We start from the raw sequence: 16,322 nt of genomic DNA, 5'->3' as shown, positions 1-16,322 counted from the left end.
CGGGACTTCCGGTTATCGATAAAATTCTGTCAGCCGGCTGTCCCGTGAGGAGTTGAACGTGCCGGAACACATGGTTCCGGCGGGAGCATTGCCCTCATTAAAGGGGGGGGCATCGATGAAAGGAAAGGATGTTTCCATTGGCAGAACACGCAGTCGAGCAATCAAAAGTGGATCAATTGTACGATATATTGGCGAAAAGCAAGGAACCGAAGTCGTTTTATGAAATGACGGATCAGGTCTTTGAAAAAGGCGAAATTGAGGCGGACGACGGTGAAACGCTTGCCCGTCTGTACACGACGCTGTCGCTTGACGGACGGTTCCTGAGTCTCGGTAATAATCTCTGGGCTCTGCGCAACTGGTATCCGCTCGATCAGCGCGAAGACGACGCTGCCAAATCGCTCGGGCAGGCCGAAGCGCATAAAAGAAAAAGCAAGCTTGCCGAAGACGGATTCGATGATTATGACGAGTCGTACGACGAGGACGATGCTGACGATGATTCGGACGATGACGATGACGACGATCAGGATCTGGCTGACAATAATTCGGATGACGACGACTATGATGATCATGACGACGATGACGATGTCCAGCGCATTAAAAGAAATGTCAGCATCGACGACGAAGAAGAATGATTTCGGCGGGGTGTCTGCTGTTTTGCTGACAGTCCGGGAGCAGGAATGACTGCGTTTTTACGGACAAGGACTCTTGATTCACATCGGCAAGTCTGTTAGAATTGCAAAGGGCTATTATAGAACTGGTTTAATAAGGCAAAAGCGGGCCCTCCCAGGGGAGTGGTTTCGCTTTTGTTTTTTTATAAATTTATAAAAAAGAAAGCAGTTCAGCCGGATGCTGCGATGCACAACCGTGATGCTGTGAGAAGGGGGAAACGAAGAGGATGACAAAGTATATCTTTGTAACAGGGGGCGTTGTGTCGTCTCTCGGGAAGGGGATCACTGCTGCTTCCCTTGGACGGCTGCTGAAAAATCGCGGACTGAAGGTCACGATCCAGAAATTCGATCCGTACATTAATGTGGATCCGGGGACGATGAGCCCGTATCAGCATGGCGAAGTTTTCGTCACCGATGACGGAGCGGAAACCGATCTCGATCTCGGACATTATGAACGGTTTATCGACATTAATCTGAACAAGAACAGCAACGTCACGACGGGCAAAATCTATTCGACCGTGCTGAAGAAGGAACGACGGGGCGATTATTTAGGAAGAACGGTACAAGTAATCCCCCATATTACGAACGAAATTAAGGACCGTGTTTTTCGTGCCGGGACAACGACGGGCGCTGATGTTGTCATTACGGAAATCGGCGGCACCGTCGGCGATATTGAAAGCCTGCCGTTTCTTGAAGCGATTCGCCAGATCAAGAGCAACGTCGGCCTGGAGAATGTGCTCTATCTCCATTGCACACTGATTCCTTATCTGCGGGCGGCCGGCGAGATGAAGACGAAACCGACGCAGCACAGTGTCAAGGAATTGCGCAGCCTGGGCATCCAGCCGAATGTCATTGTTGTCCGTACAGAACTGCCGATCTCTCAGGAAATGAAAGATAAGATCGCTTTGTTCTGCGACATCGATAAAAAAGCAGTGATCGAGGCACGCGATGCGGAGACACTGTATCAGGTCCCGCTGCAGCTTCAGGATCAGCACCTTGACGATATTGTCTGTGAAAAACTGCAGCTTCCGGCCGGAACAGCCGATATGAGCCAGTGGCATGATCTTGTGGACAAGGTTCTTCATCCAAAGAAGCAGGTTAAAATCGGGCTTGTCGGGAAATACGTGGAACTTCAGGACGCCTACATCTCGGTTGTCGAAGCGCTGAAACACGGCGGATACAACTTTGACGCCGAAGTGCACGTCGAATATATCAATTCAGAAGATCTTCATCCCGGCAACGTCGATGTCTTGAAAGATGTCCGCGGCATCATCGTCCCCGGCGGTTTCGGCGAGCGCGGCATCGAGGGAAAAATTCTGGCCATTCAGTATGCACGCGAACACAAGGTGCCGTTCCTGGGCGTCTGTCTCGGCATGCAGCTGGCATCGATTGAGTTTGCCCGTCACGTGCTCGGGCTGTCCGGCGCCGATTCTGCGGAGTTCGACGAGACGGCTGCGGAACCGATTATCGATCTTCTTCCGGAACAGAAGGATGTCGAAGATATGGGCGGAACGCTGCGCCTCGGCCTTTATCCGTGCAAGATACGCAAGGAGACGAAGGCTTATGCGGCTTACGGAAAGGAAATTATCTATCAGCGCCATCGCCATCGCTACGAATTCAATAACGAGTACCGCAAGCAGATGGCTGAGCATGGAGTCGTTTTTTCCGGACTGAGCCCGGACAACAGGCTTGTTGAAATGATCGAACTCAGCGATCATCCGTGGTTCGTAGCCTGCCAGTTTCATCCTGAGTTCAAGTCAAGGCCGACACGTCCCGAACCTCTATTCCGCGATTTTGTAGGTGCGGCACTGAAAAATGAACGTTAAAACCTGTACTTCCTGCCTGAATCTGCACGATTCTGCATCAAACGGATTTTCACCGGCAGAAATTGAATCCGGCAGGCGGATGAATCATTTCCGCCTGCCGTCTTTTTTATTGAGAAAAGTTCACTTTTAAATGAGACAAAAAGAAGGACATTCGTTAAGCCGCCTAGAATATTCAGAAAGTATTCCAAAATGGTGAATTTGTGCAGCCGACATGAAATCAGGCATCCCCAGACAGGAAAAGAGGCACAGGAATGGAAAATACTGCAGCGGATCATGGCGTGAAACTATTGATCGTGGATGACCAGTATGGCATCCGGCTTCTTCTCAATGAAATTTTTCAAAAAGAAGGATATCGAACCCTGCTCGCTTCGAGCGGCCCGCAGGCGCTGAAGGCGGTTCATGAACACGATCCGGTACTTGTCCTGCTGGATATGAAGATTCCGGGCATGAATGGCCTCGAGACTTTAAAAAGGATCAAGCAGGAAAAGCCGGAAGTTAAAGTTGTGATTATGACCGCATACGGCGATCAGGATATCATTCGAAATGCAATAGCCGGCGGTGCGATTGCTCATTTTTCAAAACCGTTCGATCTTCAGGAACTGACGGATCTTGTAAAAAGGGAAGCGCCGCCTGAAATACAGACGAATCGCTAAAAAAATGAAACAGGCCGACGTACCGGCTGCGTCATCCAGCGATCCTGCAACGAGCGGCGGCACGATTTTCTTTTTTGTGCTATACTGTGGGTGATAGCTCAATGCACGGCATCGTACAAGGGATCCTTTATCCGTGAAAGGCGGAGAGCAGACGGGTTTGCACCAGATTTTTAAAAGGCGGAATGCGGTCCGTAGACTTCGGATCTGAAAAAAACTTTTCTAAAAATGGTAAGGATACCTATGTCCGTACATAGAATGATTTAGCCGGCCTGCCCATTTTTCAGCGGAGATTCTGCCGATTTTTCCGGCGATTATGAGAATGGCTTACAAAGCGATTGAATCGAAAAGGAAGAATTTTGACCATGGAAAAATTACTGATTGAAGGCGGCCACATTCTGAGCGGCTCCGTTCAGGTGAGCGGAGCAAAGAACAGTGCGGTCGCACTGATCCCGGCGACTATTCTTGCCGACTCGCCCGTAACTATCGACCAGCTTCCCGATATTTCGGATGTCCAGACGCTTTGCCGGCTGCTTCGCGAAATAGGCGGCAAAATTACTTTTCATGATAATACGCTGATCATCGATCCGAGAGAAATGGTGGACATGCCGCTTCCGAACGGTTCGGTTAAGAAGCTTCGTGCCTCGTACTATTTGATGGGGGCGATGCTCGGCCGTTTCCACAAAGCCGTCATCGGCCTTCCGGGCGGATGCAACCTGGGGCCGCGTCCGATTGATCAGCACATCAAGGGTTTTGAAGCACTCGGAGCCAAAGTGACGAATGAACGCGGTGCGATTTATCTGCGTGCAAAGGAACTGAGAGGCGCACGGATCTATCTGGACGTGGTCAGCGTCGGGGCGACGATCAACATCATGCTGGCTGCGGTCAGGGCTAAGGGTCAGACGGTGATTGAAAATGCGGCCAAAGAACCGGAAATTATTGATGTGGCAACGCTTCTGACAAGCATGGGCGCAAAGATCAAGGGAGCGGGTACCGATGTGATCCGTGTCGACGGTGTCGATACGCTCCACGGCTGCCGCCACATGATCATCCCTGACAGGATTGAGGCAGGAACGTTCATGATTATCGGCGCGGCGGAAGGCCGGGAGCTTCTGATCGACAATGTTATCCCTCAGCACGTGGAATCGCTGACGGCCAAGCTGCTTGAGATGGGAGCGGATGTCCAGGTCGGCGAAGACCAGATCCTCGTTTCGAAAAGCAGGGGAAGCCTGAAAAGCGCCGATGTAAAGACGCTTGTCTATCCGGGATTCCCAACCGATCTGCAGCAGCCGCTGACCAGTCTGCTGACACAGGCGGTCGGAACAAGCATTATTACCGATACAATTTACGGAGCACGTTTCAAGCATATTGATGAATTGCGGCGTATGGGTGCCAGTGTCAAAGTGGAAGGCCGGTCGGCCATTCTGAGCGGTCCAGCAGGGCTGGAAGGAGCACGCGTCAAGGCGACCGATCTTCGGGCGGGTGCCTCTCTTGTGATTGCCGGGCTGATCGCTGACGGCATTACGGAAATTGCCGGCGTGGAGCATATTGACCGCGGCTACGACCATCTGATGGAAAAGCTGCAGGGAATCGGTGCTTATGTCTGGCGTGAACCGCTATTGGATGAGGAGGTCCGCGAAAGCCTGAAGGAGCAGGAATAAGCCCATCCGGCTGAAGCGGAACTTTCGCAAGCAGAGTTAGAGCTGCAGAAATGAATGACAGAGGATCCGCTGCGGCATACGGACCCTGATATTTATAAATATGGAACAGAGGCGGCGCACTGGCCGGGATTTTTCGTCCGGATGATGCGCGCCTTTTTTTAATGCTTCGTTATAAAAGCGCTTTCCAAAAGAGGCTAAATAGTGTATCATATTTAATGAAATATAACTCATATATGACATGTGACAGCAATCTCTTTGAAAAGGGGCTAATGACGTGGAAAGAAGTTTGTCAATGGAACTTGTCCGGGTGACGGAAGCGGCAGCCCTGGGATCGGCAAGATGGATGGGGCTTGGTAAAAAAGATGAGGCGGATGAAGCGGCAACTTCATCCATGCGTCGTGTTTTCGATACGATTCCGATGCGCGGAACTGTTGTGATCGGCGAAGGGGAGATGGACCATGCACCGATGCTTTATATCGGTGAGCGGCTCGGCACGGGCTGCGGACCCGAAGTCGATGTCGCGGTTGATCCGCTTGAAGGAACGAGCATCGTAGCGGCAGGTTCGTGGAATGCGATGGCTGTGCTGGCGGTCGCCGATCACGGCCATCTGCTGCATGCGCCGGATATGTATATGGATAAGCTGGCTGTCGGATGCGAAGCGGCGGGGAAGGTCGACATTGATGCTCCGGTGGCCGATAATCTGCGGGCGGTAGCGAAGGCCAAAGGAAAGGACGTCTGCGATCTGGTCGTGACCGTTCTGGACAGGGAACGGCATGAACGGCTGATTGCCGAGATCCGCAAAGCGGGGGCGCGAATCAAACTGATTCCCGCGGGAGATATTGCCGGTGCGTTAAATGCAGCATTTGACAAGACGGGGGTAGATATGCTGCTTGGGTCGGGAGGCGCACCTGAAGGCGTGATTTCGGCGGTGGCAATGAAGTGTCTGGGCGGTGATTTCCAGGGCCGGCTTCTGCCCCGCTCCGTTCATGAAAAGGAACGCTGCCGCCGTATGGGGATCGAGGATCCGGGCAAGGTCCTGCGCATGGAGGATCTGGTCAGCGGCGATGATGCGATTTTTGCCGCTACAGGCGTAACGGACGGCGAATTGCTGCGGGGCGTTCGTTATCCCAAGGCGGACCGGGGCGAGACCCATTCACTGGTCATGCGTGCAAAATCGGGCACACTCCGTTTTATTAACGGGGCACACATCCTCAGCCGGAAACCGGGTCTCGTGCTTCCTGAAATACAGGTAGTCTGAGAAAAGGGATTAGAAGAACATATTGAAAAGAAAAAATGGAAAAACGCGGATGAATTGTTTTCCGTGTTTTTTATTTGCCCGAAGGTGCAGCCGGAACAGCGGACGGCAGCGGAAATACCGTCCCGGTCCCAGTCTGCCGCCGAAGTTTTCGTTTTTTTAATGTTGTAAGAGTTGCTAAAACGGGTATAATGTGATAAAAAAGAAATAGAATAAGTTTAAAATCGGGTGAATTAGGCAGTTCGATCAGTGGCTCAGTCTGCGATCTGATTATGGAGACGGGTTGTCCGTTTCCTGATCGCCTCATCAGCTTGTGTTCGCGCAAGTGATACTCTTTCAAATGAGCTCCAGTTTTCTCTCCGGCGCACAGCAACGTGCGGGCTTCTTACATTTCGGGCATGAAACCATGCCGACGGCAAGCATCAGCATGAGACCTTCTAAATTAAACACCTTTCACCATAAAAGACAATCGAAAAAATGGCAATACAACTCTAAAGAAGTGTGGTGCGATAATGACAATAACATTAGCAGAATTGGAAAATATGAAACTGAAAGAATTATATGAGCATGCTAAGGAATTCAAAGTATCCTATTACAGCAAACTGACCAAACGCGAACTGATTTTTTCGATATTGAAGAAGCAGGCGGAACAGGATGGGCTGTCCCTGATGGAAGGCATTCTGGAAATCATTCCGACGGAAGGGTTCGGTTTCCTGCGCCCGATCAACTATTCACCGAGTTCGGAGGATATTTATATTTCTGCTTCACAGATTCGCCGCTTCGACCTGCGCAATGGCGATAAAGTAACGGGCAAGGTACGGCCGCCGAAAGAAAACGAGCGCTATTTCGGCCTGCTGAGGGTTGAGGCGATCAATGGGGAAAATCCCGATACGGCGAAAGAACGGGTCCATTTTCCGGCGCTGACTCCGCTCTACCCGAACCGGCAGATGATTTTAGAAACAACGAGAGAAAGCTTTTCGACGCGGATTATCGATATGATCTCTCCGGTCGGATTCGGGCAGCGCGGACTGATTGTCGCGCCTCCGAAGGCCGGAAAGACAACGCTGCTGAAAGAGATTGCAAACAGCGTCAGCATCAATTATCCGAACGTGGAACTGATGGTTCTGCTTGTCGATGAGCGGCCTGAGGAAGTGACGGATATCGAACGCTCGGTCAAAGGAGATGTCGTCAGCTCGACCTTTGACGAAGTGCCCGAGAATCATGTAAAAGTATCGGAGCTTGTGCTTGAGCGGGCCATGCGTCTCGTTGAGCACAAGCGGGACGTCGTCATCCTCATGGACAGCCTGACCCGGCTGGCACGTGCCTACAATCTTGTCATTCCGCCGAGCGGCCGCACGCTTTCCGGCGGGATCGATCCCGCGGCTTTCCACAAACCGAAAAAGTTCTTCGGTGCGGCGCGGAATATTGAAGAAGGCGGCAGCCTGACGATTTTGGCCACGGCGCTGATCGACACGGGATCGCGTATGGACGACGTGATTTATGAAGAGTTCAAGGGAACAGGCAACATGGAACTGCACCTCGACCGCCGTCTCGCGGAACGGCGCATTTTCCCGGCAATCGATATCCGCCGTTCGGGAACGAGAAAAGAGGAACTGCTGATCAGTCAGGATCATCTTGAAAAACTGTGGACCATGCGCAAGACGATGGATGAATCACAGGAATTTGTGGAACATTTTTATAAACGGATCAGGGAAACCAAGTCGAATCAGGAATTTTTCGATCTGTTTGATAAGGAAAAAAGCGGCCTGATTCATGCACAGAGCTGACAGCACGTTCATTGTGCGGCCTGCTGCGGCCGCTCTTCGTTTCGGTATAGACGATTTTCTGCCGGATGAAGGCTGCGGCCGCCTGTCTACGCAAGCACGCGGAACGGACGCTTGCAAATCGCCGGCCGGCTTGCTATAATACTCGTTGTGCATTATGCTATCAGACTCTGGCTTGAGAGAACAGTCAGGGCGAAAAGGAGATGAATGAGATGAAAGCAGGCATCCATCCTGATTACCATCCCGTTGTATTTATGGACGCAAGCACCGGTTTCAAATTTCTGAGCGGTTCTACAAAAACATCGAATCAAACGATCAAGTGGGAAGACGGCAACGAATATCCGCTGATAACGGTCGAAATCAGTTCCGATTCGCATCCGTTCTATACAGGCCGCCAGAAATTTGCAGACAAGGGCGGCCGTGTCGATCGATTTAAGAAGAAATATAACATCAAATGATCTGGTTTTGATATTCGGCAGGAAATTAAAACGGCTTTTTCGATCGGCACAGGATTTGTTTTTCAACTGTGCCATGCGGAATCGGCCGTTTTCGCTTTTTTGAACCTGAGAGGCAGAAAATGCGGGCAGGGCATCCTGCCTGTTTTTTTATACCGCGGAAAGTATAAAATAGGATAAACGGCCGAATGGGAAGCGCCGCGTCCTGCGGCCCCGTCCCTGCAGCGAAGGCCTGTCTGCGCCGGAGGCCTGGCGAGGCCGGATTTTCCAATGAAAATAATGCTCGGCCTTAAGGAAAAACCTTGGCTGTTTAGCCGCCGGCCGATTCTTTTGCAGCGCAGCCGGTCGGATCCGGCCGGGTTCTGATAGGAAACACACGCTGAAACACGGGAAAGCTGCTGAATCCGGCCGGCGGTTAGATCGGAACAATGATTTTTAAGACGCGGAAGGGAAGAAAAAAATGGCACAGCTCTTCTTCAAGTATGGAACGATGAACAGCGGCAAATCGATTGAGATCATTAAAGTCGCGCACAGCTACGAGAAACAGGGGAAACCCGTTCTGCTGTTTACATCGGGTCTGGACAATCGGGACGGAGTCGGATCGATTTCCAGCCGGATCGGATTCAAGCGAAAGGCGATTCCGATTTTTCCCGAAACCGATATTTTCAGCATCGTCTGCGATTATCAACCGCGGCCTTACTGTGTTCTGGTCGATGAAGCCCAGTTTCTGACGAAAGTCCATGTGCTTCAGCTGGCGAAAATAGTCGATGAATGCCATATTCCCGTGATGGGATTCGGGCTCAAAAATGATTTCCGCAATGAGCTGTTTGAAGGAAGCAAGTATCTGCTGCTCTATGCCGACAAGATCGAAGAAATAAAAACGATCTGCTGGTTCTGCGAGAGAAAAGCAACGATGAATCTGAGGATTGACGGCAACGGAAAACCGGTCTACAGCGGCGATCAGATTCAAATCGGCGGCAATGAGAGCTATTATCCGGTCTGCAGGCGCTGCTATCTGCATCCGCCAATCTGACACGGTTCGTCCGCCTGTTTTTGACGCGTTAAAGAAACGTATAATATAATGATTAAAGAATCATACACGGATGCCGGATGCTTTTCTGCAATAGATGGGGTGAAAAAATGTTTGAACGATTACAGACGCTGGAGGAGCGCTATGAGAAACTGAACCAGCTTCTGGCCGATCCCGACGTGGTCAACAATCCGAAAAAGCTGCGCGACTATTCAAAGGAGCAGTCGGATCTTCAGGAGATCGTCGCCGTCTACCGGAGTTATAAAAAAACGATTGCTGAACTCGGCGATGCGAAAACCATGCTCGACGACCGGATGGACGCCGGTATGAAAGAAATGGTTCACGATGAGATCGACCGTCTCGGGGCCGAGAAAGCGTCGCTTGAAGAGCGGCTCAAGCGGCTGCTCATTCCGAAGGATCCGAACGATGACCGCAATGTGATCGTTGAGATCCGCAGTGCGGCGGGCGGCGATGAGGCGGCACTGTTTGCGGGCGACTTGTTTAAGATGTATTCACGTTACGCCGAACAGCAGAACTGGAAGACAGAGATTGTCGATGCCAGCCCGAATGAAATCGGAGGCTATAAGGAAATCGTCTTTATGGTTACCGGCAAGGGCGCATATTCCAGGCTGAAGTATGAAAACGGCGCGCACCGCGTTCAGCGGGTGCCGGAAACGGAATCGGGAGGGCGGATTCACACGTCGACCGCAACAGTAGCCGTTCTTCCGGAAGCAGAAGAGGTCGAGGTCGAGCTGAACGAGAAGGACATCCGTGTCGACCGTTTCGCTTCCAGCGGTCCCGGCGGGCAGAGCGTCAACACAACGATGTCGGCGATCCGGCTGACACATATCCCGACCGGCATTGTTGTCTCCTGCCAGGAGGAGCGATCGCAGATCAAAAATAAAGAAAAGGCGATGAAAGTGCTGCGCGCCCGCGTCTATGACAAATATCGAAGAGAAGCGCAGGCGAAGTACGATTCGACAAGAAAATCGGCAGTGGGCAGCGGAGACCGTTCCGAACGGATCCGTACTTACAACTTTTCTCAGAATCGCGTGACCGATCACCGGATCGGGCTGACCGTTCACCAGCTCGACCAGGTCCTGAACGGAAAACTTGACGAAATTATCAACGCGCTGATTTTAAATGAACAGGCGAAAAAAATGGAACAGGCGGATGTCCGGTGACATGGAAACGATTTGAAGCGCTCAGGTGGGCGTCCTCTTTTTTAAAAAAATACAATCGCGACGAAAACATCGGCGAAATTCTACTTTGCAGCAGGCTCGGCCTGACGCGGACGGATCTTCTGGCCGATATCCGCGAACCGCTCTCGGATCAGGACGCCGCCTGGCTGAGAGAGCATATCACGGAGCATGCGCTGAAAGGGACGCCTGCCCAGTATATGGTCGGACAGACGCCGTTTTACGGCCGCCTGTTCAAGGTGACTCCCGATGTACTGATTCCGCGCCCGGAAACGGAAGAACTGGTTTACCGGGTCGGGGTCTGGGCCAAGCGATTTTTCGCTGCCGGCTCCCGATTGTCCGTCTGCGATATTGGGACCGGCAGCGGAGCGATTGCCGTGACGCTTGCTCTGGAACATCCCGAATGGCGGGTGGCCGCAGTCGATATCTCAGCCAATGCGCTTGTGATTGCCGAGGAAAACGCGAAGATTCTGGGGGCGCCGGTCCTGTTCCGGAAGGGCAGCCTGCTTGAACCGTTCAAAGGCGGAGCGTTCGATGTGCTTGTTTCCAATCCTCCCTATATATCCTGCCTGGAAATGGGGGAATTGAGCGACACGGTGAAGAATTATGAACCGCATCTGGCCTTGTTCGGCGGGGAAGACGGCCTCGATTTTTATCGCCGGATTCTGCAGATACTTCCGGCAATCATCGGGAGCAGGCCCCGTATTCTGCTGGCGTTCGAGATCGGCGCTTCGCAAGGCCCGGCGGTACAGGCACTGGTGGAACAGGCATTTCCGGGCCGGATTGAAAATCTGGCGGTTGAAAAGGATCTGTCGGGGCGCGACCGCAACGTTCTGGCTGTCATCGAGAAAAAATAATCTCCGCCGGGCATGTTTAGTTTCCCGTCTTCCTGACTACAATGTCGGATAAGGAGGCGGGTCTCATGAAAAAATCCTTATCCGCATTTATTCTATTATCTATCACTCTAGCATCTGTTTTTTTCTTCTGGCAAAACGGTCCGTTCCAGGCGGCCGGGCAGGGACCGATCCCGCAGGATGCGATCCGGCTGCGTATTCTTGCAAACAGCGACACGCCCGCCGATCAGGCAGTGAAACGCCAGGTGCGCGATGCGGTCAACAGCAACATCACCGGCTGGGTCAGAGATCTGAAATCGGAGAAGCAGGCCGATACGGTCATCCGCTCTCACATGCCTGAACTGCGGCAGATTGTCAGGCAAACGCTGCGCAAGGTTCATGCAAGTGAGACTTTCAATATAAAACTCGGAGAGGCGGACTTTCCGACAAAAATGTACGGAAATTATGTCTACCCTGCCGGAAAATATAAGGCTCTGGTGATCTCACTCGGTGACGGGAAGGGAGCCAACTGGTGGTGTGTCCTGTTTCCTCCGCTCTGTTTCCTCGACTTTTCCAACAGCGAGGCGGTCAGGGACAACTATACAAATGGCACATCCGGCTCTGCGCAGAAGGCTTCAATGAAAACCGCAGCGGCCGGCCGGGCAGGGGCTCAGGCCAAGCAGGTTGAAGTTCACTCGTTCGTCTTTGACTTTGTTGTGAAACTCTGGGATGCAGTGATGGGATAAAAAGGCGGAGCTCACGGCGGACCGTTGAGGGGCACAGCCTAAGAATGGTAAAATGGTGTATACTGATAGCAAATATAAAGCAAACGGACCGGCCGAAAAGCCGGTTTTTGCAGTGTGGTGATCTGAAAGCAAACGGGACGGAGCGGTTAATTTATTGAATAAAAAGGAGAAATCGTCATGGTAGAGACAAAACAGTGGCGGGCGGATCCTCAGGCCGCCGGGCTGGAAAATGATCCGCAGATCAAAGCTGCGGCGCAATGCCTGATCGAAGGTGAGGTCGTCGCTTTTCCTACGGAAACGGTGTACGGACTGGGGGGAAATGCGAAATCAAGAGAACCGATTAAGAAAATATATGAAGCAAAAGGAAGGCCGAGCGACAATCCGCTGATTGTTCATGTTGCGACGCTGGAGCAGGTCAGGGAAATCTGTACGGAGATCAATCCGATTGCCAAAAAACTGATGGATACTTTTTGGCCGGGGCCGCTGACCCTCGTTCTGCCTTCGCGCGGCGAAGTATCCGATGCAGTAACGGCCGGACTGTCGACCGTAGCGATCCGAATGCCGGACCATCCGGTAGCCCGCGCGTTGATCCGTGCAGCCCATTTGCCGATCGCGGCCCCGTCGGCGAATCGGTCCGGGCATCCGAGCCCGACGAAAGCCGAGCATGTACTGCATGACCTGGACGGCCGTATCGCCGGAATCATTGACGGCGGCGAGACCGGGGTGGGCGTCGAATCCACTGTTGTCGACTGCACAACCACGCCCGTTACCATTCTTCGTCCCGGAGGCATTTCCCGCGAACAGCTGATTGAGGCAATCGGTCCGGTTGCCGACGACCCGGCCATGACCCGCCCGGATCAGACTCCAAAAGCACCGGGAATGAAGTACAAGCATTATGCTCCGGAAGCCGTCATGTATCTAGTGCCGGGCGGCGGGGAACAGATCCGCGGCCTCGTCGCTCACGAGAAAAACAGCGATCGGCGGGTCGGCGTTCTGACGACGGAAGAAAACAGAACCCGTTATCCGCTTGCCGATGTCGTGCTTGCCTGCGGCCGGCGAAGTGAGCCGGAAAGCGTTGCCCACAATCTGTTCGCCGTACTCAGGGATTTTGACAGCAGAAAAGTCGATGTAATCTATAGCGAAACGTTTGCGGAAGAAGGCATCGGCAAGGCGATTATGAACCGTCTGTCCAAAGCGGCGGCCGGCCGGGTCATAGAGTAGGAAACGTCCGGCTTTTGCAGAAAGAGAACCGGGCGCTGCCTGCTGCCCGGGACCGTCGGGCAGACATAAAAGATAGATGCTTGATTAAACGTTTATTTCATAGGTTGGAATTCCGTAAGCCCAGATTTTTTCTTTTTTGAAGAAGAAATCTGGGCTTCTGTGCGCAGAGCGGTTTCATGTGAAGCCGCTGTATCCGCAATTTGGCATTCTAAGCCGCGCAGCATCTGGCTTTCTCATCAAAACGTTTCATTTCTCCTTCTATTGTCCGGTGGACATGCATAAAGTGATTTACGGGACAGGAAGGGGGGAGCGGGCTTGACGGCAGCTGATCTGATCGGCGAAGGCATGACCTTATGTATGATGGCGCTGGCTCTCGGGATGGATGCCTTTTCTGTGTGCATGGGAATGGGCATGAGCGATTTTCGGCTGAGACAGGCCGTGAAAATCGGCACGATGATCGGTTTTTTTCACTCGCTGATGCCGCTTGCCGGCATGGCTCTCGGGCACATTCTGTCCCATCGTTTCGGTGATATTGCCGGAAGAGCCGGCGGCGTTCTTCTGATTCTGATTGGGATCCAGATGATCTTTTCCGTAATGAGCCGTGACCGGGGACCGAAAGAATTGATCTACACGACAGACGCCGGACTGATGCTTTTTGCCATCAGTGTCAGCATTGATAGTTTTTCGGTCGGACTCAGCATGGGCATTTTCGGAGCGAGAGTCATGTTCACGATTCTCCTTTTCGGCCTGCTGAGTATGATTATGGCCTGGGCCGGTTTTTTTGTCGGAAGACGAACCCATCGTTTTTTCGGGCGGTATGGGGAGGCGCTGGGCGGCATGATCATGTTCATATTCGGCTTAAAGCTGCTGTTTCACCTTCATCTCTGACCGAAGGCGAACGGAGCATTTGTCAGGCTGACTCATGTAGTTCAAGATGGGTCCGATCTGCAGAATGCGGCAGGCGGATACAGTGATAAATGGGTGACGACCGATAAACATGAGCGGAAGGCCGATAAATCGACGACCGATAAACTCAGCGTAACGACCGATAAATTGCGCTGAGAAGAGCAGACACAGGGGAGTCATTCCCGTCATAGCCGAGAATAGCCGGAACGCAGCATTGCCGCTTCCGTGGAGTTTAACCTTCTCGATTCGATGCGTAAGTTCCATGGGACTTTCTCTGCTCCAAGGATAGACGGCCTTAACCCTCCTCTGACAAAAGGAAACAAACTAAAGCAAACTGTGCATATTCTCCTTGTATGTCCCGTTCGCTCCTCTTTTTTTGCGTTGATTTCCGCTTTTTCAACACAGAATTTCCCGGGGAATTGTCGAGAGCGGGCTTAAAAATTTCCGACGGAATGTCGAATCGGTGTCCAGCCGTGCCGGAGGGATTGGTGAAAATCAGATGTTTTGATTCTGTCGGGATTTTTCCGCTTGTGATTGTATCGTCTGCCTTTTTGTAGAGGCGGACGGATTTATTTTATGCGCCGGCCCTAGACATGCTTGAATATTCGGCTTCCCACAGATTAGGACATCAATTCGTGCTCAACCTGTTATAATAAACTTAGTAGGCAGAGAACTTCTCTCGAACAAGAAGGGAATGGAAATGGAAGTACTCAATGAGGATATTATAGAAGAAGTAGGTCGGGCACTTCATGATCTTGAGAAAGCGATGGCTTTCGATGCCCGCCATCTGCTTGTTTTAGGGTGCAGCACAAGCGAAGTGGGCGGAAAACGCATTGGTACGTCGGGCTCTATGGACGTGGCGGCGTCGATCTACCGGGCTGTGGCAACCTGCCATGACCGGACAGGCGTGCATTTCGCTTTTCAGTGCTGCGAACACCTGAATCGCGCACTTGTCATGGATCGGAAGATTGCGGAGCAGCGCGGCTACGAACCGGTTACCGTTCGGCCTGTACGGCACGCAGGCGGGGCAATGGCGACTTATGCCTATGAGCATCTGCAGGATCCGGTCGTTGTCGAATTTATCAAAGCGGACGGCGGCATTGACATAGGCGACACACTGATCGGCATGCATCTTAAACCCGTTGCGGTTCCGGTCAGGAGCGGAGTTGTGCACATCGGACACGCGCATATCACCATGGCACGGACTCGGCCGAAACTGATCGGCGGAGAACGTGCCGTCTATCCGGAAGCGGCAAAGGTGTGGAGAATATAGCATAACTGTAAAAAGGGAAAGCGGGCTGCTTTCCCTTTTTACGATTATAGGCTTGTTCTTAGTGATGGATGTCTTAAAAAATTCTTTATGAGTATCTCTTTAGCTCATTTTCCTGCTGTGCCGTCAATGATGAGCAATTGTTTCTGAAACTGTCAATCTCTCGAAAGACGGAGAGCGTTTCCGCAATCAATAAGCTTCCGCAACGACTTGATCAATCGGGTGCAACGGAATCGGGCGCGCCGGCCGGAAGAACCCTGAATTTGGCCGGAAGGGGCCTGAATTTGGCCGGAAGAGCCCCGAATTTGGCCGGAAGGAGCCTGAATTTGGCCGGAAGGAGCTTGAAAACGGCCGGAAGAGCCCCGAATTTGGCCGGAAGGACCTTGAATCCGGCTGATGGCCATGCAAATCCGGCCGGAAGTTGATAAAACTCCGGCCGCGTTGATCCATCCATCAGACAAGCCTGCTGTTCTGATTACTTGCACTTATTGATTTTGGTTCGTTTACTGTGATTATTTGGCCGTTACTGTTGATCTTCCGCACATTGCTGCCGATTACTGTTGATATTTTGCTTTTTCTGGTGATAAGCCGGCACTTCCTGCCGATTTTCACCACAATTTACAGGAATATGCGGCGAGCCAAGAAAAAGATCGGGTGTTTTCGCCATGCAATGATTGTCCGCGCAGGATATCCTCCTTTTCAGCGGAGTCAAGCGTCGTTCGCCTGAGCATTCAAAAAAAGGCCGGCTCCCGTGCCAAACGGTCGCTTTTCGGAAGACCCGCTGCCGTTTTTAAGCCGCGGCCGGCTGGATACATAAA

The 16,322-nt window shown here is 52.1% G+C and carries 15 protein-coding genes; 14 read left to right on the top strand and 1 reads right to left on the bottom strand.

Translation table 11 applies throughout. The annotated features are described in order from the left end of the window. Positions 1 to 137 precede the first annotated feature (137 nt). From rpoE to OYT88_RS06865, 14 genes are all read left to right on the top strand, one after another. Positions 138 to 632 (top strand): DNA-directed RNA polymerase subunit delta, encoded by a 495-nt coding sequence (rpoE, locus tag OYT88_RS06930; protein ID WP_274398868.1) that lies wholly within the window; start codon positions 138 to 140, stop codon positions 630 to 632. Between the two features lie 263 nt (positions 633 to 895). Continuing rightward, the gene (gene pyrG, locus OYT88_RS06925; protein WP_274398866.1) at positions 896 to 2,494 is read left to right on the top strand and encodes a CTP synthase; all 1,599 of its coding nucleotides are present in this window, start codon (positions 896 to 898) and stop codon (positions 2,492 to 2,494) included. Between the two features lie 251 nt (positions 2,495 to 2,745). Next, positions 2,746 to 3,147, top strand: coding sequence for a response regulator (locus OYT88_RS06920; protein WP_274398865.1), 402 nt, complete (start codon positions 2,746 to 2,748; stop codon positions 3,145 to 3,147). Between the two features lie 362 nt (positions 3,148 to 3,509). Continuing rightward, on the top strand, positions 3,510 to 4,805 hold the full coding sequence (gene murA / locus OYT88_RS06915; protein WP_274398864.1) for a UDP-N-acetylglucosamine 1-carboxyvinyltransferase: 1,296 nt from the start codon (positions 3,510 to 3,512) through the stop codon (positions 4,803 to 4,805). 274 nt (positions 4,806 to 5,079) lie between these two features. Further along, a complete protein-coding gene (gene glpX, locus OYT88_RS06910; protein ID WP_274398863.1) occupies positions 5,080 to 6,063 on the top strand; it encodes a class II fructose-bisphosphatase in 984 nt (327 codons plus the stop codon). A 509-nt stretch (positions 6,064 to 6,572) separates the two neighbouring features. Then, positions 6,573 to 7,847 (top strand): transcription termination factor Rho, encoded by a 1,275-nt coding sequence (rho, locus tag OYT88_RS06905; RefSeq protein WP_274398862.1) that lies wholly within the window; start codon positions 6,573 to 6,575, stop codon positions 7,845 to 7,847. 209 nt (positions 7,848 to 8,056) lie between these two features. Further along, positions 8,057 to 8,302, top strand: a complete 246-nt coding sequence (locus OYT88_RS06900; protein ID WP_274399193.1) for a type B 50S ribosomal protein L31 — start codon at positions 8,057 to 8,059, stop codon at positions 8,300 to 8,302. 457 nt (positions 8,303 to 8,759) lie between these two features. Then, a complete protein-coding gene (locus OYT88_RS06895; protein ID WP_274398861.1) occupies positions 8,760 to 9,332 on the top strand; it encodes a thymidine kinase in 573 nt (190 codons plus the stop codon). Between the two features lie 107 nt (positions 9,333 to 9,439). Then, positions 9,440 to 10,513: a peptide chain release factor 1 gene (gene prfA, locus OYT88_RS06890; protein WP_274398860.1), complete on the top strand. Its 1,074-nt coding sequence runs from the start codon at positions 9,440 to 9,442 to the stop codon at positions 10,511 to 10,513. Beyond that, positions 10,510 to 11,385 (top strand): peptide chain release factor N(5)-glutamine methyltransferase, encoded by an 876-nt coding sequence (prmC, locus tag OYT88_RS06885; protein WP_274398858.1) that lies wholly within the window; start codon positions 10,510 to 10,512, stop codon positions 11,383 to 11,385. Before prfA ends, prmC begins: the two co-directional genes overlap by 4 nt. Before the next feature lie 65 nt (positions 11,386 to 11,450). Next, positions 11,451 to 12,107 (top strand): stage II sporulation protein R, encoded by a 657-nt coding sequence (gene spoIIR, locus OYT88_RS06880; RefSeq protein ID WP_274398857.1) that lies wholly within the window; start codon positions 11,451 to 11,453, stop codon positions 12,105 to 12,107. 177 nt (positions 12,108 to 12,284) lie between these two features. Continuing rightward, on the top strand, positions 12,285 to 13,328 hold the full coding sequence (locus OYT88_RS06875; protein ID WP_274398855.1) for an L-threonylcarbamoyladenylate synthase: 1,044 nt from the start codon (positions 12,285 to 12,287) through the stop codon (positions 13,326 to 13,328). Between the two features lie 345 nt (positions 13,329 to 13,673). Further along, positions 13,674 to 14,216 (top strand): manganese efflux pump MntP, encoded by a 543-nt coding sequence (locus tag OYT88_RS06870; RefSeq protein ID WP_274399191.1) that lies wholly within the window; start codon positions 13,674 to 13,676, stop codon positions 14,214 to 14,216. A gap of 718 nt (positions 14,217 to 14,934) precedes the next feature. After that, positions 14,935 to 15,507: a TIGR01440 family protein gene (locus tag OYT88_RS06865; RefSeq protein WP_274398854.1), complete on the top strand. Its 573-nt coding sequence runs from the start codon at positions 14,935 to 14,937 to the stop codon at positions 15,505 to 15,507. A gap of 211 nt (positions 15,508 to 15,718) precedes the next feature. On the opposite strand, the gene OYT88_RS06860 is transcribed toward OYT88_RS06865, so the two are convergent. After that, on the bottom strand, positions 15,719 to 15,958 hold the full coding sequence (locus tag OYT88_RS06860; protein WP_274398852.1) for a hypothetical protein: 240 nt from the start codon (positions 15,956 to 15,958) through the stop codon (positions 15,719 to 15,721). Between the last annotated feature and the right edge of the window lie 364 nt (positions 15,959 to 16,322).

The organism is Sporolactobacillus sp. CQH2019, from assembly GCF_028765345.1.
GTDB lineage: Bacteria > Bacillota > Bacilli > Bacillales > Sporolactobacillaceae > Sporolactobacillus.
This window is presented reverse-complemented; position numbering and strand designations above follow the sequence as displayed.